The sequence below is a fragment of the Cobetia sp. PDI-12MA genome (genome assembly GCF_059507695.1).
This window is the reverse complement of the sequence record NZ_CM183351.1, coordinates 372,250-390,072: the sequence shown is the minus strand read 5'-3', so window position 1 is coordinate 390,072 and position 17,823 is coordinate 372,250. Positions and strand designations below refer to the sequence as shown.

Here is a 17,823-nt window from a genome sequence, read left to right as displayed (position 1 = left end):
AATATCAGGCTGCGCATTATGGCAGAAAGGCGCCCTGCTCGGGGCGCCCATTTCACATCACGATGAATTCATGTGAAAGCTGGATCTGACACGATGTCACACTCAGCGACGCTCATCGTCCGGCGGTGTATCCGACTCATCAGGCGCCGCATCCGCATCGCTCGGCTGTGAGCGTGAGGCGCTCTTGCCAGCGCCCATGCCGCCGCCCATGGCCTGCTGCCAGAAGCGCAGATTCTCTTCGGCGACCTCGCGCATCATCTCCATCGGCGAGTGACGCATGGCCTGGGACCACTGCTCCTGCATGCGCTGCTGCTGTTCCATCATCAGACGCGTGCCCTGCTCCAGATAACCGGCCAGCGGCAACGGCTTGGCCATCGCGTAGATACGAATGAACTGCTCCAGCAGCTCGTTGGAGAAGACCTCGGCTTCGCCCTCGCCCTGCTCCTGCTCGATGATGATGGTCAGCAGGATGGTGCGCGTGAGGTCCTCACCGCTCTTGGCGTCCTCGACCTTGAAGACCTCTTCCGCCAGCACCAGGCTGCGCAGGTCCTCCAGGGTGACGTAGCGGCTCTGCTCGGTATCGTATAGGCGCCGATTGGCATATTTGCGGATCACTCGCACGTGTCAGGCTCCTGTCGATTTTTCTTCATTGTGCACTCAAGGGGGGGGACTGCAAGAAAAGGCGTCTCCACGCGTCAGCCATTGGCGCCAAGCCAGCGCTGTCCCCGTCGGGTCAGCATGCACGACATGCTAGAATAACGCCCGCTTCCCGCTGTCTGTAAGCGATGTACCCCGCTCCCCACTGCCCCGGTATTGCCATGAATCTGATTTTGCTCGGCGCTGACGACCTGACCGCTCAGGACCACGCACGTGTCACGGACCCACGCCGCCTGCGCCATCTGCGTGAGGTGCATCGTGCCAACATCGGCGACGAGATGACGCTGGGGGTGGAGGGCGGCCTGATCGGCCGTGGCCGCCTGGAGCGGCTGGACGCGGACGTCGCTGAATTCAGCCTGACGCTGGACCGGCAGCCGCCGGCACCGCTCGACGTGCATCTGCTGCTGGCGTTGCCGCGCCCGCGCATGCTGGCACGCTCGCTGGAACACGTCACGGCATTGGGCGTGAAACACATCACCCTGCTGCATACACGGCGGGTCGAGAAGAGTTATTGGCAATCGCCGGAGCTCAAGGAAGACAAGATTCGCCAGCATCTGGTGCTGGGACTGGAGCAGGCGCGTGACACCATCATGCCGACGGTGACCCACGAGAAGCTATTCAAACCCTTCGTGGAAGACCGCCTGCCGGCACTGATGACGCCATCATCAGGCACGACTCCGCGTGGCATCATCGCCCATCCGGGCATGCCGGATGAGTGCCCACGCGCCGTCAGCGAGCCGGTGGTTCTGGCCATCGGCCCGGAAGGCGGCTTCGTGGACTATGAGGTCGAGAAATTCATGACGGCAGGCTTTGAAGGGGTGCATCTGGGCGAGCGCATTCTGCGCGTCGAGACAGCCGTGACGGCGCTATTGGCGCGCCTGGGCTGAAGAGCGACAGGTTGTAAAGAAGAGCCGCCCGGGGCTGGCTCTGCTCGTACGACTCGCGTGATATCGACACCTCCTTACACATCGAAGCCCGCCAGATGCCGCCATTCTCCCCAGTGGGTGGCGGCGTCGTAATCGAGCAGACAACGCTCGAACCAGCGCGCACCCAACCGCCAGTCGCCGCCGCCGTCCAGCCAGACGCCGGCCAGATACTTGCGCTCTGACCAAGGCAACCAGCCTTCACGTACCAGCACCTGCATGGCCTTGTCGGCCCGGGCATCGCCTGTTCGCCCTTCGCTCCAGCGCGCAAAGGCGGCATCATTTGCGGCATCTTCCCGCAACGCGGCGCCATACCAGGCCGCGCGAGCCTCCTCATTCTTGTCACGCAGCATGCGCTGCCAGCATTCACGCTGCAGCACGATGGCCAGTAGCTGCCGATTGATCGCCTCATCACCCGCCTCACGGCGGCGGGCATCCAGCATCTGCAGGATGCGGCGCGGACTGATGCAACCCAGCGCCAACCATGCTGCCAATGGCCATGCATCCGCCGGGCGCGTCATCAATTGCATATCGTCCAGCGTCTTCCCCGCCTCCCGCTGGGGTGCCAGTCCCGTCGGCACACCAGCGCCTTCGCCATCGACAGAGTGCGATCGCTGATAGGACGCCCCTTCGATCGAGTCGCCATCGCCGTTGCCGGCATCTCCCTTCACCCAGGCCTTGCCCCACAGCAAGCTCGACAGGTATGCGCGGGCTGGTTCCTCGCCGCCCTGTAGCTCCGCAAGCCTGGCAGTCGCCGGCTGCCAGGCTTGCGCCGAGCCACAGATGGCATCCAGCGGCGGTAGGCCACGCGAGGCAGAATCAGGCCACGGCGGCAGGGAATAGGGCAGCCCCTGCAAGGGTGGCTGCGCCTCGCACAGCGCGCGCCACTGCTCATCGTTCAGCCCCGTCGGCAAAGCCTCGCACTGAGACAGAGCCTCGCGCTGAGGGCATACCTGCATGGCACCGGGTACCGGCGTGAGCACAGCGGTAGGAGGCAGCATCAGGTCAGCCACGCCAGAATCAACGCCACCACTGGCGTGCAGCACCTGCGAGGCAAGCGCGGCGCAGGTCGTCAGGGCGTCATGATCGCCTGAGGCGCCTGTGTCAGCAGGGGCCGTGTCACGCAGAGTGAAATCACTGGAGGGAGCCGCACACTCGTCAACTTCGCAGGACGCTTCATGCTCCATGCGCAGGCGAGCCGTCTCTTCTCGAGGGAGTCTGCCCGGCAGCTGGCGATCAAGCACTGGGCCATCCAGCAACTGGCTGTCGAAGGCTATCTGGTCAGGCGGGTGACAGTGGAGCCGGGTCGAGGCCGGTAGACGCCGTGAGAGCTGCTGCAGGGCGCGGCTGTCTTCCGGCGCGGCGGCGAGACTGACCTCCAGACACTGGACATCATGCTGGGCGACCTGCGTCAGCACTTCCTCGACAGGGTCCCCGACGCGCACCAGCAGGTCACTGCCACGGCGCAGCAGCATGCCGCGCAGGTTCATCAGACTCTGCCACAGCAGGCGCAGACGCGCTGGCCCCAGGCGTGGCAAGCCGTCGCTCGGTCTCAGCCAGCGACGGTCGAAGACATACATCACCATCATCTGATGCGGGCGACGTGACAGGGGCAGCGCGAACAGCGGGTTGTCTTCCAGCCGCAGGTCGTGACGCAACCACACCAGAGAGGTTTCCGGTGCGTTGCCCGAATTCATGCTGGCGACCTCGTGCATGGTGACTCCGTGGAACGTATGGCGTGCAATGTTTGTACAAGAAAAACGACATCTTGTACAACACTTCACACGGTGCATGTCGCGTTCCGGCGCGTCGGGCATGCGCTGGCGAGGGGTGCAAGTGCGTGATACATTCGAGAGGTTAGGTCACGTTCCATCAATGTTTTCAACAAGATCGCGCAAGTGTCTCCACTCGAACACACACTTGTCATCCAGGGGCTTCAGGAGGAATACGGCCATGCTCGCAAGACATGACATGACCGCACCAACCCGGCATATTCGCCGTCTGCCCGTTGCGGGCAGCCGGGGACGCGCTGCGGACCTCATCCCATCCTGGATGCTGGCACCCCGTGCCGTGCGACTCCCCTTCCTGACGGATCCGCCCCTTGCGACGGTAACGTCATGCCCGGAGCGATTGACGCACTGAACCCGCGCCAGATCCTCCGTGCAGCCTGAGCCAGCCACTGTCAGACCTTGCTGCCGCGTGACGCATGTCGTGTCTCGCATGGCCCCATGAGAACGTCTTCCTGACAGAGTCTCGTGTGTCCGGCACTTCATCGCGGCAACCTGCAGTGCGCTCGCCTATTCTGTCGGCACCCAGTGGCCGAAACTCCGCCTCCCGATCTCGAAGCTGGCAGTCCGGCCCTGAGCCTGTGTCTGCGCTGCCCACGAATGACGGACTACGTACTACAACAACGACTGGAGCGAGTCTTCCATGACCCTGCTGTTGATCGTGCTATTGCCGTTACTCGGTGCCCTGGTGCCCTTGATGGCCAGAAATCTGCCCCGTGCACGCCTTGCCTGGCTGACCGCGGTGGCACCTGCCCTAGCACTCGGTATCGCCGTCTTCCACCTCGGGGACGTCTTCTCGGGCATGGTGCCCCAGTTCCATCTGCCCTGGATCACGGAGCTGGGACTCAATCTGTCGCTGCGCTTCGATGGTCTGTCGGGGCTGTTCGTGCTGCTGATTCTCGGCATTGGCCTGCTGATCATCCTCTATTCCCGCTATTACCTGTCGGGCGAGGATTCACTGGCACGCCTCTACAGCTTCCTGATGCTGTTCATGACCGCGATGCTCGGCATCGTGATGGCAGACAACCTGCTGCTGATGTGGGTGTTCTGGGAGCTGACCAGCCTGAGCTCCTTCCTGCTGATCGGCTACTGGTACCAGCTGAGCGAGGCGCGCAAGGGTGCCCGCATGGCCCTGACCGTCACCGGCGCCGGGGGCCTGGCACTGCTGGCCGGTATCCTGGTCATCGGGCATATCGTCGGCAGCTACCAGTTCGATGACGTGCTGGCCGCGGCGGACCAGATCCGCTCCCACGAGCTCTATCCGGTCGCGCTGGTGCTGGTACTGCTGGGCGCCTTCACCAAGTCGGCCCAGTTCCCGTTCCAGTTCTGGCTGCCCCACGCGATGTCGGCACCGACACCGGTGTCCGCCTTCCTGCACTCCGCCACCATGGTCAAGGCCGGTGTCTTCCTGCTGGCGCGCATGCATCCGGTGCTCGCGGGCTCCGACCTGTGGTTCTACATCGTCAGCCTGACCGGCCTGGCCACCCTGCTGTATGGCGCCTGGTTCGCGCTGATGAAGCAGGACCTCAAGGGCGTGCTGGCCTTCTCGACCATCAGTCACCTGGGCCTGATCACGCTGCTGTTCGGCTTCAACAGCCAGATGGCCGCCGTCGCGGGTCTGCTGCACATCATCAATCACGCCACCTTCAAGGCCTCGCTGTTCATGGCTGCCGGCATCGTCGATCACGAGTGCGGCACGCGTGACATCCGCAAGCTCAACGGCCTGTATCGCTACATGCCGCATACCACGGTGCTGGCGATGGTTGCCTCGGCCTCGATGGCCGGTGTGCCGCTGCTCAATGGCTTCCTGTCCAAGGAGATGTTCTTCGCCGAGAGTCTCGATGCCCAGCTGCTGGGTGGCCTGTCGTGGCTGATTCCGGCACTGGCGACCCTCGGTGGCATCCTGTCGGTGGCCTACTCGCTGCGCTTCATCCACGACGTCTTCTTCAATGGCGAGCCGAAGGACCTGCCCAAGACCCCGCATGAGCCGCCGCGCTACATGAAGCTGCCCATCGAAGTGCTGGTACTGATCTGTCTGCTGGTCGGTATCCTGCCGTCGCTGGTGATCAAGGACCTGCTGGTCAATGCCTCCGCCAGCGTGCTGGCCGGGCCGGTACCGGACTTCAGTCTCGCCATCTGGCACGGCTTCAATCTGCCGCTGTTGATGAGTGGTATCGCGCTGGCGGGCGGTGTCGCCATCTATGCCCTGCGCCACCACCTCTATTCCTTCCAGCGTCAGTTCCGCGCGCGCAACGCCCTGCTGGTGTTCGAGGCCAACGTGCAACGCCTCGTCAGTCTTTCCGAGCGCAGTATGGACAGCTTCGAGAATGGCTCGCTGCAGCGCTACATGCTGTGGCTGCTGCTGACCGCGCTGCTGTTCGTCGGCATCGGCCTGCTGGCCGTGCCGCGACTGGGCGGGGAGCTTGAGCAACAGCCCTTCGACGGCATGCTGCTGACCGGCGCCGTGATCACCGGCCTGGCCGGTCTCGGCACCGCGATCACCCACCGCAAGCGTCTGATCTCGTTGCTGATGCTCTCGGTGGTCGGTCTGATGACCTCGCTGGCCTTCGCCCGCTTCGCCGCGCCGGACCTGGCACTGACCCAGCTGGCGGTCGAGGTGGTGACGATGATCCTGCTGATGCTGGCGCTGTTCTTCCTGCCCCAGCGCACGCCAAAGGAATCCAGTGCGCGCCGCATCATGCGCGACGTGCTGCTGGCCAGTGCCTTCGGCGTAGTGGTGGCAAGCCTCAACTTCGCCATCCTGACCCGCCCGGTGGAGTCGATCTCCGACTTCTTCATGGCCAATGCGGTTTCCGGTGGCGGTGGCCATAACGTGGTCAACGTGATTCTGGTCGACTTCCGTGGCTTCGATACGCTGGGTGAGATCACCGTACTGGGCATCGCGGGCCTAGCGATCTTCAAGCTGCTCAACCGCCTGCGCCTGTTCATGCCATCCAGTGACCTGGATGGCCGTGGCTGGTCGCCGGATCGCCATCCGATGATCCTGGCCACCGTCTCCCAGACGCTGCTGCCGCTGGCACTGCTGGTCTCGGTCTACATCTTCCTGCGTGGCCACAATGCGCCGGGCGGCGGCTTCATCGCCGGTCTGGTGACGGCAGTCGCCATCATCCTGCTCTACATCGCGCGAGGCGTGGACTGGACGCAGCGCTGGCTGCGCTTCCCCTATCAGCCCGTCGCGGCAGCCGGGGTGTTGATCGCCGGCCTGACCGGCGCCGGCAGCTGGGTGTTCGGCTATCCGTTCCTGACATCCTCCTTCGGCCACTTCACCCTGCCCGTCATCGGGGAAATCGAGCTGGCCACCGCGCTGCTGTTCGACCTCGGCGTCTACCTGACCGTGGTCGGTGCGACCCTGATGATTCTCGCCAATCTGGGCAAGCTGACGACTCCGCATCGCCCGACCAAGGAGAAGATGTGATGGAAGCCCTCTACGCCACTACCACCGGCCTGCTGGCCGCCTGCGGTGTCTACCTCACCCTGCGCGGCCGCACCTTCCCCGTCGTGGTCGGTCTGACGCTGCTGTCCTACGCCGTCAACCTGTTCCTGTTCTCCATGGGCGGCCTGGCCATGCACGGCACACCGGCCGTGGTCGGCTCAGGTTCACCCACGGCAGACCCCCTGCCCCAGGCGCTGGTGCTGACCGCCATCGTGATCGGCTTCGCCATGACGGCCTTCGTGGTCATTCTGGCGATGCGCGCGCGCGGCGACCTGGGCAGTGACCACGTCAACGGCAATCGCCTAGATGATTCGAAAGAGAAAGAGGACACCAAGTGATGCTGCAACACCTGATTGTCCTTCCGATTGTCCTGCCGCTGCTGGTGGGGGCGGGCCTGCTGCTGAGTCGTGCCACTTCACCGACCCTGCGCCGCACGGTCAGCCTGGTGGTCCAGGCATTGATGGTGGCCATCGCCATCGCGCTGGTGGTGCAGGCCGGTGATGGCACCATCCGCTACTACGCGCTGGGCGACTGGCAGCCGCCGTTCGGGATCGTGCTGGTGCTGGACCGCCTGTCGGCGACCATGGTGCTGCTCAGCTCGCTGCTGGGACTGCTGGCCTGTCTGTACGCCACGGCGGGCATCGATGAGACCGGCTCCAATTTCCATGGTCTGTTCCTGCTGCAGCTGATGGGCATCAACGGCGCCTTCCTGACCGGCGACCTGTTCAACCTGTTCGTGTTCTTCGAGGTGCTGTTGATCGCCTCCTACGCCCTGCTGCTGCATGGCGGCAGCAAGGCACGCACGCTGTCAGCGCTGCACTATGTGGTGCTGAACCTGATGGGTTCGGCGTTCTTCCTGATCGCGCTGGGTATCCTGTACGGCGTGACCGGCACCCTGAACATGGCCGACATGGCAGTCATCGTCACCACGCTGGACCCGGGCCGGGCCGGTCTGATGGAAGCCGGTGGCCTGCTGTTGCTGGTGGTGTTCGGCCTCAAGGCGGCAATGCTGCCGCTGTATTTCTGGCTGCCACGCGCCTATGCCGCGGCTTCGGCACCTGTGGCGGCGCTGTTCGCGATCATGACCAAGGTCGGCATCTACTCCATCCTGCGCGTCTACTCGCTGATCTTCACCGACAATGCTGGCCCACTGGCGGACCTCGGTCGTGACTGGCTGTGGTGGGCGGGTCTCGCCACCCTGGTGGTGGCGATGCTGGGCGTGCTCTCGGCGCGTGATCTGCGCACCCTGGTGGCCTATCTGGTGATGGTGTCGGTGGGCACGCTGCTGACGGCGCTGGGCATGAACACGATCGAGGCAGACAGCGCCCTGCTGTTCTACCTGATCCACTCGACGCTGGTCACCGGCGGGCTCTTCCTGCTGGTCGACGTGGTCGCCGCTCAGCGCGGCAAGGCCGGGGCACGCATCGTGCGCTCGCGCCCGCTGCTGCAGGCAGGCCTGCTGGGCGGCCTCTTCCTGATCGGTACCGCCGCTGCCGCGGGGCTGCCGCCGTTCTCGGGCGCCATCGGCAAGGCGCTGATTCTCGCCTCGGCGACGCCGGAGCAACAGATCTGGCTGTGGCCGCTGCTGCTGCTGGCCGGTCTGTGCTCGCTGGTCGCCTGCTCGCGCGCCGGCTCCAGCGTGTTCTGGCGCACCAGCAAGGCCGAACCCAGCGGCGAGCGAGTCGGCGCGGCCCGCGGCATCGCCACTGGCGGGCTGATCTCGGCCGCACTGATGCTGGTCATCCTCGCGGGGCCTCTGTCGAACTGGACCAAGGCCACCGCCGAGCAGCTGTCCAACCCGGCCCCCTATCTTGAATCCTTGCTCGGCAAGGACGCGGCCCCTGAAACCGCACCGCCGCTGAAGGGAGATGTCTCATGATCAAGCCTCGTTCCCGTCTCTTGCCCACGCCGATGCTGTCGGTGCTGCTGCTGATCGTCTGGCTGATGCTGCAGAACAGCGTCGCGCCCGGACAGATTCTGCTCGGAGCAGTGCTGGCCATCGCGATTCCCATCCTGACCTACCGCTTCTGGGAGCCGCAGCCCGACCTCCAGAAGCCCTGGCGGCTGATCAGCTACTTCCTGCGCGTGATCATGGACATCATCATCGCCAACCTGCAGGTGTCCTACCTGATCCTCAATCCGCGCGCCAAGTTCCGCCCGGCCTTCGTGCGCTACCCGCTGGAGCTTGAGGAGAAGTTCCCGATCACCCTGCTGTCGAGCACCATCACGCTGACGCCGGGCACGGTCTCGGCCTATCTGACGCTGGATGGCCGCCATCTGATCATCCACGCGCTGGATGTCGAGGATGAGCAGGAGTTGATCGACGAGATCCGCCAGCGCTACGAGCGTCCGCTCAAGGAGATCTTCGAATGCTAGACATCGCCCTGTGGATCAGCATCGCACTGTTCGCCGCCTCACTGATGCTCAACGTCTTCCGGCTCGCCATCGGGCCGGACCTGCCGGACCGCATTCTGGCGGTGGACACCATGTACGTGAACTCCATCGCCCTTATCGTGCTGTTCGGCATCCAGCTCAACAGCAAGTCCTACTTCGAGGCGGCGCTGTTGATCGCCATGCTCGGTTTCGTCAGCACCGTGGCAGTCTGCAAGTACCTGCTGCGCGGCGACATCATCGAATGACCTGAGCGGAGATTCCCCATGCCCACCTGGTTCTATCCTGTCCTCGAAGGCGTGATCGCCTTCTTCCTGGTTGCCGGCGGCCTGTTTGCCTTCATCGGCTCTCTGGGACTGACGCACCTGAAGGACTTCTACATGCGCCTGCACGGCCCCAGCAAGACCACCACGCTGGGGGTCGGCTGCGTGCTGATGGCGTCGATGATCTATTTCCGCGCCACCACCGGCCACTTCAGCTTCCAGGAAATGCTGGTGTCCATCTTCCTGTTCATCACCGCCCCCGTGACTGCTCATCTGCTGTCCAAGGCGGCGCTGCACCAGAAGCTGGTGGCGGACAAGCGCACACGCAACGTGCCGGAGCGACTTGAAGTCGCCGAGGAGCCGGACGAGGTCAACGCCGAGGCCAGCGAATCCCGCCTGCCGTGATCGGCTCTCGGGTCTCGCCAGACAGGCTATCACCCTCCTCGCTCTGAGCCACGAGCGCTGATTCGCAGGAGCAGATTCACGAACAACAGACAAGCAACATGAAAACGCCCCACCAGTGATGACTGGTGGGGCGTTTTCATTTCTCAGGCTATGGAAGTCTGACGGGCCTGCTGGTTACCAGCCCTGAGTATGCTGGCGACACAGCGCCTCGAGCAGATCGATATGATCACTGCGATCATTGAGCGCCGGAATGTAGCGGAAGTCGCCACCACCGGATTCGGTGAAGTAGCCGCGGTTCTCTTCCTCCAGCTCTTCCAGCGTCTCGAGACAGTCAGCCGCGAAGGCCGGCGAGATGACATCGACGCTTTCCAGCCCTTCACCGCCCCACGCCTTGAGCGTTTCGTCGGTGTACGGCTTGAGCCATTCGGCCTTGCCGAAACGTGACTGATAGGTCATCGCCCATTCATCGTCACCAAGCCCCAGCGCCTCGGCCAGCAACTGGCTGGTTCGCTCGCATTGCGTCGGGTAGGGGTCACCTGCGGTGGCATAGCGCTTGGGAATGCCGTGATAGCTCATCAGCAGGCGCTTGCCCCGCCGGCCTTCCTTCTCCCAGTGCTCACGCACGCTGGTGGCCAGCGCCGCGATGTAATCCGGATGATCGTGATAGTCGCGCACGAAACGCAGCTCCGGCAGATGCGGGCACGGCTTGAGCGCACGCGCCAGGCGATCGAAGACCGCGGCGGTGGTCGTGCGCGAGAACTGCGGATAGAGAGGCAGGATCAGCATGCGGTCGGCACCGCGGCTGGCGAGCTTGCGCCCCACCTCTTCCATGGTCGGCTTGCCGTAGGTCATCGCCAGCTCGACGGGAATATCCTCGCCCAGTGACTCGGCCAGGCGTGCTTCCAGCGCGGCGCGCTGACGCTTGCCGATCGCCATCAATGGTGAGCCGTCTTCCGTCCACACCGAGGCGTAGGCCTCGGCCACCTTCTTGGGACGCGTCGTCAACACCAGGCCATGCAGAATCGGCAGCCAGAGCAGACGCGGCAGGTCGATCACGCGCACATCACCGAGAAACTCCGCGAGGTAACGGCGCACCGCCTTGGGGGTCGGGGCATCGGGGGTGCCGAGATTGACCAGCATGACGCCAAAACGCGGGGTACTCATGGATGATGGACTCCTGACTAAGGGCAAGAAGAGAGGTAAAGCGGCAGCGTATCCACTTTCACCGACAACGCAGCAAACTTCACCGACAGCGCAGCCATATTACCAGCTCGCCCTGTGCGTGAGGGATGAAGTTATACTATCATCACGATTTGTATAGCTTTAAGACAATTATTGTCACAACCCTCCGGAGGCCTCGTGCCCGATCCCATCCCCGCTATTCTGCGTCTGGCGACGCGTCATGACTTTGCGCGGCCACTGGTGCTGATTCTCGGCGACCAGCTCAGCCATGAGCTGGCAAGCCTCAAGCAGGCGCCAGCCGACAGCGTGATCGCCTTCTGCGAGGTCGAGGAGGAAGGCCGCTACGTACCGCACCACCCGCACAAGATCGCGATGATGCTGGCCGCGATGCGCCATCACGCCCAGGAACTCAGGGAATGTGGCTGGCAGGTACATGAAAGCCGACTGGAGGACCCGGATAACCTCCAGCGTCTAACCAGCGAGGCAGAGCGTCTGGCCGCCCTGTATCAGTGTGATGGCGTGCTGGTGACCCGCCCCGGTGAGTGGCGTCTGCTGGACGACTTCATGGCGCGACGCGAAGCCGGCAGCGTGCGCTGGGAAGTCCTCGAGGACACGCGCTTCTTCACCACGCCGGCAGCATTCGCCGGCTGGGCCGAGGGCCGCAAGCAACTGCGCATGGAATACTTCTATCGCGAACAACGCCGTGACACCGACCTGCTGATGGAAGGCAACGAACCCGCCGGCGGCGAGTTCAATCACGACCACGACAACCGCGAACCGATTCCAGACGACTTCCATGCCCCGCCACCACCGGTGCATGCCCATCACGAAGATGCGACCACTCGCGAGGTGCTGGCGCTGGTCGCGGCGCGCTTCGGGGAACAGGCCAGTGACAAGGATCGCCACTTCGGCAGCCTCGAGAACTTCAATTGGGCCGTCACCCGCGCCCAGGCCCGCTCTGACCTCACGCATTTTCTCGATCACTGCCTGGCAGACTTCGGCCGCTATCAGGATGCCATCGAGGACAGCGACCCCTTCCTGTTCCATTCACGTCTGTCCGCCGCGCTCAATATCGGACTCTTGAGCCCGCAGGAGGTCTGCAACGCCGTGGACGCTGCCTGGCGGCGCGGCGATGTACCGATCAACTCGGCGGAAGGATTCATTCGTCAGATACTCGGCTGGCGTGAATATGTGCGCGGCATCTACTGGACACGCATGCCCGGCTACAAGCGCGAGAACCGGCTGGAAGCCAGCCGCAACCTGCCGGAATTCTTCTGGACGGGGGATAGCGGCATGCGCTGTCTGGATCAGGCCATCGCCAGCACCCGCGAGCATGCCTATGCCCACCATATTCGCCGCCTGATGGTCACGGGCAACTTCGCGCTGCTGTGCGGCGTGAAGCCCGAGGCGCTATGCGACTGGTATCTGGCAGTCTATGTGGACGCCTGTGAGTGGGTCGAGCTGCCCAATACGCTGGGCATGGTGCTGCATGCCGATGGTGGCCTGATGGGCTCCAAGCCTTACTGTGCCTCGGGCAAGTACATCGACCGCATGTCCAATCACTGCGACAGGTGCCAGTACTCGCCGAAGAAGGTCACCGGCACGCATGCCTGCCCGTTCAACAGCCTCTACTGGCACTTCATCGAGCGCCATCGCGAGGCATTGTCACGCAATCCGCGCATGTCACTGGTCTACGGCAGCTGGCGACGCATGAAGGACGACAAGCGCGAAGCCCTGCTGCAACAGGCCGACGCCTTTCTGGCTCGCCTCGACAGCGCAGTGGACTATGGCAGTGATGCCCATCGCGCCGGTTACTACGCAGCGCCCTCCAGTCTCACGACCGACAAGGAATCCCCATGAGTCGCATCTGGCAAGCCAGCGCACCGGTCACGCTCTATCACGATGGCAAGTGTCCCCTGTGCCAGCGCGAGGTCGCCTGGCTGGCCAGGCATCCCGGGCGGGAGCGGGTCAGAACGGTGGATATCCGTGCACCAGATTTCTCGCCTCAGGCGCTGGGCTTGAGCTTCGAGACGATGATGGGCCGCCTGCATGTGCAGGACGCACGCGGGGAGTGGTATGTCGGCATGGATGCCAGCCGAGCACTCTATGCGGTACTCGGCTATCGGCGCCTGGTGCGTCTGTCGCTGCTGCCGGGCCTGCGCCCGCTGATGGACTTGAGTTACCGCTTCTTCGCCCGCCATCGCGAGCGCATTGGCCGCTGGGTGCCTCAAAAGCACACCTGAGCCAGGAGGCGCGGGCTCAGAAGCTCAGCGGGATACGCGAGCTCAAGGGTTGATGGTACTGCGGCGGGCGTCCGATCATCTCGTCATTGGCAACCTGCGAGACCAGCCACGCCCGTGACATCCCGCCCCGCTTGAGCTCGCTGTAGACATCCTCCAGCGAGCGGAACAGCATCGGCTTGCCGCGCTTCATCAGCAGCTCACTGCGCTCCTCCCCTTCCTCGCCGGCGGCTTCCAGCACCAGCTGAACCTGATAGAAACGACTGGCGGCATGACTGATCACGCGCGCCTCCAACGCCGGATATTCGGCCATCAGTGACTGTAGATTACTGGCAAAGATGGCGGACGGCGTAAAGATGCTGGCGGTTCTGGACATGTAAAGACTCCTGCGCATCCAGGGGACTGCGCATGGTGAGGCCGCAAGACGACGACGTGGAACAAGAATAGCCCGTAAAAAAAGGTGCTGAGCGAATCAGATGCCACAGCAGCCCGACAGACGCTTCAGGGAAAACTTCAAGACTTCACGCCAGACTGATGGCCAGCGATGACAGTCATGGGGCAGGCGGATGACGATTGAGTGACTCGCAGGCAGAGATCAATGCACCGGCGATGCACACGCCTCGATGACCCGCCCGGAGTCCCGCGCCTTGGCCTCGCTCTTGAGCTCGCTCCAGCGCGCGGAGATCCGGGTCGTCTCGCACCCGGCAAGACCATGCAGCGCCACCAGTGACAGTCGCGTCAGCGGGAAGAAGCGCGTGGTACCGAAGCGGTCGTGCCCCTGAAAGCCCCCCGCTGCCAGCACATCGGCCGGATACAGGCTGGCGACCGCATGCTGAAATGCCGACTGCAGGCCGGCCAGGCGTTGCTCGAGCGCTGTCAGGCGCAGTGCCCGGTGAGATTCGGTCATGCACAGCGTCATCACGAAATCATCGCCGCCGACATGACCGAGAAAGTCCCCCTCCTGCAGCGCATCGCGCAATACCGTCGCCAGTGCCAGCAACATGCGGTCACCCTGCGCGTGACCGAAGCGGTCATTGAAGGGCTTGAAGTTGTCGAGATCCAGATAGATCGCCGCCCACTCGGCACTGCGCGCACCGCTGTCCACACCCGCCCCCTCACCTATTCCCGCAGCCTCGCCAGCCACGCACTCGAGCAACTGACGCTCGATCGGCCCGTTGCCCGGCAGGCGCGTCAGTGGGTTGGCCTCCTCGGCGCTGGCCACCTGCAGCTCCGTGATGATGCGCAGCAGATCCAGGGTGCGCCCCAACCCCTGATAACGCCCGCCTCGCGTGATGATGAAGTCCTCATCGCGATCGCTGCCTTCGCGGCCGGTCACCTTGGCCGAGACGCGCTCCAGCATCTCATCCGCCTCGACGCGCAGTGGGCTGGTCTGCATGACCTCGTGGATCAAGCGACGCGCATGCAGTTCCGGCCCGAAGCGCTGGCTCAGCAGCCCCAGCAGGCGATGGCGAATGATCAGACCCACTGGACGTTGCTGCTCGTCCACCACGGCCAGTGACATCACCTCCTGCTCGGCATGTAGACGCTGGGCGACCTCATTGACGGTGACATCCTGCTGCACAGGCGCCACGGCGCGCGCCAGACTGCCGATGCTGCGGCCAGGCGGCGGGCGGTGATGCAGCCTGCGACTCAGTCGGCGCAGATACCGGTCGAGCGCGGCGCGCTGGCCGCGTGGGTCGGCCTCGGCCGGCGCGAACAACCAGCCTTGCAGGTAGTCGGCCCCCAGCTGTCGCACGCACTCCATTTCCGCCTCATGCTCGACGCCCTCGGCGATCACCTGACTGCCACTGCCGTGGGCGATATCGATGATCGAGCGCACGAAGCGCCGCTTGAGCGGGTCGGCATGGATGCCACTGATGAAGTGACGGTCGATCTTGACGAAATCCGGCTGCACCGACGACCACAGCTTGAGGCTGGCATAGCCCTCCCCGAGATCATCGAGCGCAATGGCGAAGCCCATCGATTGGTAATGGCTGACGGCTTCCCGCATCAGCGCCGAATCCAGCCCCGGCGTCTGCTCGGTCAACTCGATCACCACCTGATGCGGACGCAGGCCGAAGCGCCGCAGCAGGCGTCGCGTCAGGCCGGACGAGTGAGCGCCATCCAGCAGCACACCGGGAGACACGTTGATGAACAGCCGCTCCGTCAAACCCAGCGTCGACCACTGCTCGAGCGCACGTTCGCGACACAGGCTGTCGAGTTCCACCAGTCGGCCGTGTTCGCGCGCCACCGAAAACATTGCCAGCGGTGAGGCCAGTGGCCCTGCCGCACTTCCGCGCGCCAACGCCTCATAGGCGAAGACCTCTCGGCCATTGGACGACACGATGGGCTGGAAATGCATGCTCACCTGGCGCAGACGCAGCAACGTCTCCAGTGCATGACAGGATTCGATGGCTGGCTGACCATGAGCGGCTTGCAGGGACGGGGATGGGAGCATGTCAGAATCTGAACATGCAGATATGACAGAGGGGTGACAAAGGTGTCACGCGGCGCATGAGACGCCTCATCCGCCAGAGGGGATGCCAGACGCCAGAACGACTCACTCGAGGTGTCGACTATCTCGATGTACCGACTATCTCGATCAAAACAGGATCACGCCATGCCGGCCTGGCAGCCGGCATGGCGTGATTCTCATGCGCCAGAGCGACGCTTACAGCGAGTTGGGGTCGATGGCCTTGCCGAGGGAGTTGCGGTCGATCCACTTGCCCGCCTTGGTCTCCTTGTAACGGAAGACGACCATGTCGCCAGCCACTACCGGCACTTCGCTGTCTTCGGTCTGGTAGCTGTAGCTCTCACCCTCCACGACCAGCGTGAAGCGGTAGAGGTCCGGCATGCCCAGCCACTCCTTGAAGGGCCCTTCACGCTCCAGGCTCTCCAGCGTACCGCGGCCCTGCAGCTTGGGGGTACGTGCGCGTCCGCGCCCAAATCCACCTGCCATGCTATCTCCTCCCCGTCAGTGCGGGTCTTGCGAGGCAACGGCGATGCCGCCGCCCGGGTACATGATTGACGCGCGTACGCATCACGTTATTCAGCGAAGGCCTGGCCATAACTGTCGGGTGCCAGGTCCTCGAAACGGGTGTACTTGCCGATGAAGGCCATGTGAACGGTACCGATGGGGCCGTTACGCTGCTTGCCGATGATCAGCTCGGCCAGCCCCTTGTTGTCGGGATTGTCCTTGTTGTAAACCTCATCACGGTAGACGAAGGCGATGACATCGGCATCCTGCTCGATGGCGCCGGATTCACGCAGATCCGACATCACCGGGCGCTTGTTGGGGCGCTGCTCAAGCGAGCGGTTCAGCTGTGAGAGCGCCACCACCGGGCAGTCGAATTCCTTGGCCAGGCCCTTCAGCGAGCGCGAGATCTCGGAGATCTCGGCGGTACGGTTCTCGGAAAGCCCCGGCACCTGCATCAGCTGAAGGTAATCGATCATGATCAGACCGATACCGCCGTGCTCACGCGCCATGCGTCGACAGCGCGAGCGCATCTCGTTGGGCGATAGCGCTGCGGTGTCATCGACGAACAGCTGCTTGTCCTTGAGCAGGTTGACCGCCGAGGTCAGACGCGGCCAATCCTCGTCTTCCAGCTGACCGGTACGCACCTTGGTCTGATCGATGCGGCCCAACGAGGAGATCATGCGCAACATCAGCGATTCGGCGGGCATCTCCATCGAAAACACGGCGACCGGCTTGTCGCCGGAGACCACGGCATGTTCGACCAGATTCATGGCGAAGGTGGTCTTGCCCATCGAGGGACGCCCGGCAATGATCACCAGATCCGACGGCTGCAGACCGGAGGTCATGTCATCGAGATCACGGAAACCCGTCGACAGGCCCGTCATCTGGCCCTTGAGGTTGAACAGCTCATCGATGCGGTCCACTGCGCCGGTCAGCAGCTGGCTCATGCCCTTGGGGCCGCCGCTCTTGGGCCGCGACTCGCTGATCTGGAACACCAGGCGCTCGGCCTCGTTGACCAGCTCATCGGCATCACGGCCCTGCGGGCTGAAGGAGCTCTCGGCGATCTGGTTGGCCGCCTGGATGAGCTTGCGCAGCGTGGCGCGCTCGCGAACGATGTCGGCATAGGCCTTGATGTTGCTGGCCGAGGGCGTATTGCGCGCGAGCTCGGCGAGGGTCGCCAGCCCGCCGACCGACTCGAGTTGATCACGACTTTCCAGCAGCTCGGACAACGTCACTACATCCAACGGGCGGCTGCCGCCGACCAGCTGAGACATGGCGTTGTAGATGAGACGATGCTCATAGCGATAGAAGTCGTCGGCCACCAGACGCTCGGAAACCGTATCCCAGGCGCTGTTGTCCAGCATCAAGCCGCCAAGCACCGATTGCTCGGCTTCCAGCGAATTGGGCGGCACCTTGAGCGCTGCCGTCTCGCGATCCTGATCCTGAATCTCGCTCATGCCTGACTGACTCCTGCTGATGACTGACATGCCCGCGGGGGCTTCTAGTTTCACGCATTGACGCAAGCCTGCCAACCGCCGCGCCCA

16 protein-coding genes are annotated in these 17,823 nt (G+C 63.7%); 9 read left to right on the top strand and 7 right to left on the bottom strand.

Annotated elements, in window-relative coordinates:
- Positions 1–102: 102 nt before the first annotated feature.
- Positions 103–621 carry a polyhydroxyalkanoate synthesis repressor PhaR gene (gene phaR / locus AC5WNI_RS01795; protein WP_175089972.1) on the bottom strand — a complete coding sequence of 173 codons (519 nt, stop codon included), beginning with the start codon at positions 619–621 and terminating at the stop codon, positions 103–105.
- A gap of 197 nt (positions 622–818) precedes the next feature.
- Here phaR and AC5WNI_RS01790 point away from each other — a divergent pair, with 197 nt between their 5' ends.
- The gene (locus AC5WNI_RS01790; protein ID WP_175089974.1) at positions 819–1,544 is read left to right on the top strand and encodes a 16S rRNA (uracil(1498)-N(3))-methyltransferase; all 726 of its coding nucleotides are present in this window, start codon (positions 819–821) and stop codon (positions 1,542–1,544) included.
- Between the two features lie 74 nt (positions 1,545–1,618).
- Here the strand turns inward: AC5WNI_RS01790 and AC5WNI_RS01785 are convergent, their stop codons facing one another.
- Positions 1,619–3,295, bottom strand: coding sequence for a deoxyribodipyrimidine photo-lyase (locus AC5WNI_RS01785; protein WP_495928577.1), 1,677 nt, complete (start codon positions 3,293–3,295; stop codon positions 1,619–1,621).
- A 715-nt stretch (positions 3,296–4,010) separates the two neighbouring features.
- Here AC5WNI_RS01785 and AC5WNI_RS01780 point away from each other — a divergent pair.
- The 6 genes from AC5WNI_RS01780 to AC5WNI_RS01755 are packed head-to-tail and all read left to right on the top strand — an operon-like array spanning position 4,011 to position 9,880.
- Positions 4,011–6,803 (top strand): monovalent cation/H+ antiporter subunit A, encoded by a 2,793-nt coding sequence (locus AC5WNI_RS01780; protein WP_495928576.1) that lies wholly within the window; start codon positions 4,011–4,013, stop codon positions 6,801–6,803.
- Complete coding sequence (locus AC5WNI_RS01775; protein WP_166019703.1) at positions 6,803–7,159, top strand: Na+/H+ antiporter subunit C; 357 nt, start codon at positions 6,803–6,805, stop codon at positions 7,157–7,159. The genes AC5WNI_RS01780 and AC5WNI_RS01775 overlap by 1 nt, the downstream gene beginning before the upstream one ends.
- On the top strand, positions 7,159–8,700 hold the full coding sequence (locus tag AC5WNI_RS01770) for a monovalent cation/H+ antiporter subunit D (protein ID WP_175089980.1): 1,542 nt from the start codon (positions 7,159–7,161) through the stop codon (positions 8,698–8,700). The genes AC5WNI_RS01775 and AC5WNI_RS01770 overlap by 1 nt, the downstream gene beginning before the upstream one ends.
- The gene (locus tag AC5WNI_RS01765) at positions 8,697–9,197 is read left to right on the top strand and encodes a Na+/H+ antiporter subunit E (RefSeq protein WP_043334742.1); all 501 of its coding nucleotides are present in this window, start codon (positions 8,697–8,699) and stop codon (positions 9,195–9,197) included. The genes AC5WNI_RS01770 and AC5WNI_RS01765 overlap by 4 nt, the downstream gene beginning before the upstream one ends.
- Entirely contained in the window at positions 9,191–9,460 is a 270-nt protein-coding gene (locus tag AC5WNI_RS01760; protein ID WP_175089982.1) for a K+/H+ antiporter subunit F, read from the top strand. Before AC5WNI_RS01765 ends, AC5WNI_RS01760 begins: the two co-directional genes overlap by 7 nt.
- Before the next feature lie 18 nt (positions 9,461–9,478).
- Positions 9,479–9,880, top strand: coding sequence for a Na+/H+ antiporter subunit G (locus tag AC5WNI_RS01755; RefSeq protein ID WP_175089984.1), 402 nt, complete (start codon positions 9,479–9,481; stop codon positions 9,878–9,880).
- Positions 9,881–10,054: 174 nt separating this feature from the next.
- Here the strand turns inward: AC5WNI_RS01755 and hemH are convergent, their stop codons facing one another.
- Entirely contained in the window at positions 10,055–11,044 is a 990-nt protein-coding gene (gene hemH / locus AC5WNI_RS01750; RefSeq protein ID WP_054555275.1) for a ferrochelatase, read from the bottom strand.
- Between the two features lie 195 nt (positions 11,045–11,239).
- Here hemH and AC5WNI_RS01745 point away from each other — a divergent pair, with 195 nt between their 5' ends.
- Both AC5WNI_RS01745 and AC5WNI_RS01740 read left to right on the top strand, forming a co-directional pair.
- Positions 11,240–12,922: a cryptochrome/photolyase family protein gene (locus AC5WNI_RS01745; RefSeq protein WP_495928575.1), complete on the top strand. Its 1,683-nt coding sequence runs from the start codon at positions 11,240–11,242 to the stop codon at positions 12,920–12,922.
- Complete coding sequence (locus AC5WNI_RS01740; RefSeq protein ID WP_054555274.1) at positions 12,919–13,305, top strand: thiol-disulfide oxidoreductase DCC family protein; 387 nt, start codon at positions 12,919–12,921, stop codon at positions 13,303–13,305. Before AC5WNI_RS01745 ends, AC5WNI_RS01740 begins: the two co-directional genes overlap by 4 nt.
- A 16-nt stretch (positions 13,306–13,321) precedes the next feature.
- Here AC5WNI_RS01740 and AC5WNI_RS01735 read toward each other — a convergent pair whose 3' ends face one another.
- The 4 genes from AC5WNI_RS01735 to dnaB form a co-directional block, all read right to left on the bottom strand.
- Positions 13,322–13,678, bottom strand: coding sequence for a DUF6482 family protein (locus AC5WNI_RS01735; RefSeq protein ID WP_495928574.1), 357 nt, complete (start codon positions 13,676–13,678; stop codon positions 13,322–13,324).
- 219 nt (positions 13,679–13,897) lie between these two features.
- Positions 13,898–15,760 (bottom strand): bifunctional diguanylate cyclase/phosphodiesterase, encoded by a 1,863-nt coding sequence (locus AC5WNI_RS01730; RefSeq protein ID WP_495928573.1) that lies wholly within the window; start codon positions 15,758–15,760, stop codon positions 13,898–13,900.
- Positions 15,761–15,973: 213 nt separating this feature from the next.
- Complete coding sequence (locus AC5WNI_RS01725; RefSeq protein WP_043334752.1) at positions 15,974–16,261, bottom strand: hypothetical protein; 288 nt, start codon at positions 16,259–16,261, stop codon at positions 15,974–15,976.
- Between the two features lie 86 nt (positions 16,262–16,347).
- Positions 16,348–17,736: a replicative DNA helicase gene (gene dnaB, locus AC5WNI_RS01720; RefSeq protein WP_175089987.1), complete on the bottom strand. Its 1,389-nt coding sequence runs from the start codon at positions 17,734–17,736 to the stop codon at positions 16,348–16,350.
- Positions 17,737–17,823 lie beyond the last annotated feature (87 nt).

What these genes read in the sequence shown, in the direction of transcription:
- AC5WNI_RS01735 (WP_495928574.1), bottom strand. Translation starts at nt 13,678, where the DNA reads ATGTCCAGAACCGCCAGCATCTTTACGCCGTCCGCCATCTTTGCCAGT.
- AC5WNI_RS01785 (WP_495928577.1), bottom strand. Translation starts at nt 3,295, where the DNA reads ATGCACGAGGTCGCCAGCATGAATTCGGGCAACGCACCGGAAACCTCT.
- dnaB (WP_175089987.1), bottom strand. Translation starts at nt 17,736, where the DNA reads ATGAGCGAGATTCAGGATCAGGATCGCGAGACGGCAGCGCTCAAGGTG.
- AC5WNI_RS01725 (WP_043334752.1), bottom strand. Translation starts at nt 16,261, where the DNA reads ATGGCAGGTGGATTTGGGCGCGGACGCGCACGTACCCCCAAGCTGCAG.
- AC5WNI_RS01740 (WP_054555274.1), top strand. Translation starts at nt 12,919, where the DNA reads ATGAGTCGCATCTGGCAAGCCAGCGCACCGGTCACGCTCTATCACGAT.
- hemH (WP_054555275.1), bottom strand. Translation starts at nt 11,044, where the DNA reads ATGAGTACCCCGCGTTTTGGCGTCATGCTGGTCAATCTCGGCACCCCC.
- AC5WNI_RS01780 (WP_495928576.1), top strand. Translation starts at nt 4,011, where the DNA reads ATGACCCTGCTGTTGATCGTGCTATTGCCGTTACTCGGTGCCCTGGTG.
- AC5WNI_RS01775 (WP_166019703.1), top strand. Translation starts at nt 6,803, where the DNA reads ATGGAAGCCCTCTACGCCACTACCACCGGCCTGCTGGCCGCCTGCGGT.
- AC5WNI_RS01765 (WP_043334742.1), top strand. Translation starts at nt 8,697, where the DNA reads ATGATCAAGCCTCGTTCCCGTCTCTTGCCCACGCCGATGCTGTCGGTG.
- AC5WNI_RS01755 (WP_175089984.1), top strand. Translation starts at nt 9,479, where the DNA reads ATGCCCACCTGGTTCTATCCTGTCCTCGAAGGCGTGATCGCCTTCTTC.
- AC5WNI_RS01790 (WP_175089974.1), top strand. Translation starts at nt 819, where the DNA reads ATGAATCTGATTTTGCTCGGCGCTGACGACCTGACCGCTCAGGACCAC.
- AC5WNI_RS01770 (WP_175089980.1), top strand. Translation starts at nt 7,159, where the DNA reads ATGCTGCAACACCTGATTGTCCTTCCGATTGTCCTGCCGCTGCTGGTG.
- AC5WNI_RS01760 (WP_175089982.1), top strand. Translation starts at nt 9,191, where the DNA reads ATGCTAGACATCGCCCTGTGGATCAGCATCGCACTGTTCGCCGCCTCA.
- AC5WNI_RS01730 (WP_495928573.1), bottom strand. Translation starts at nt 15,760, where the DNA reads ATGCTCCCATCCCCGTCCCTGCAAGCCGCTCATGGTCAGCCAGCCATC.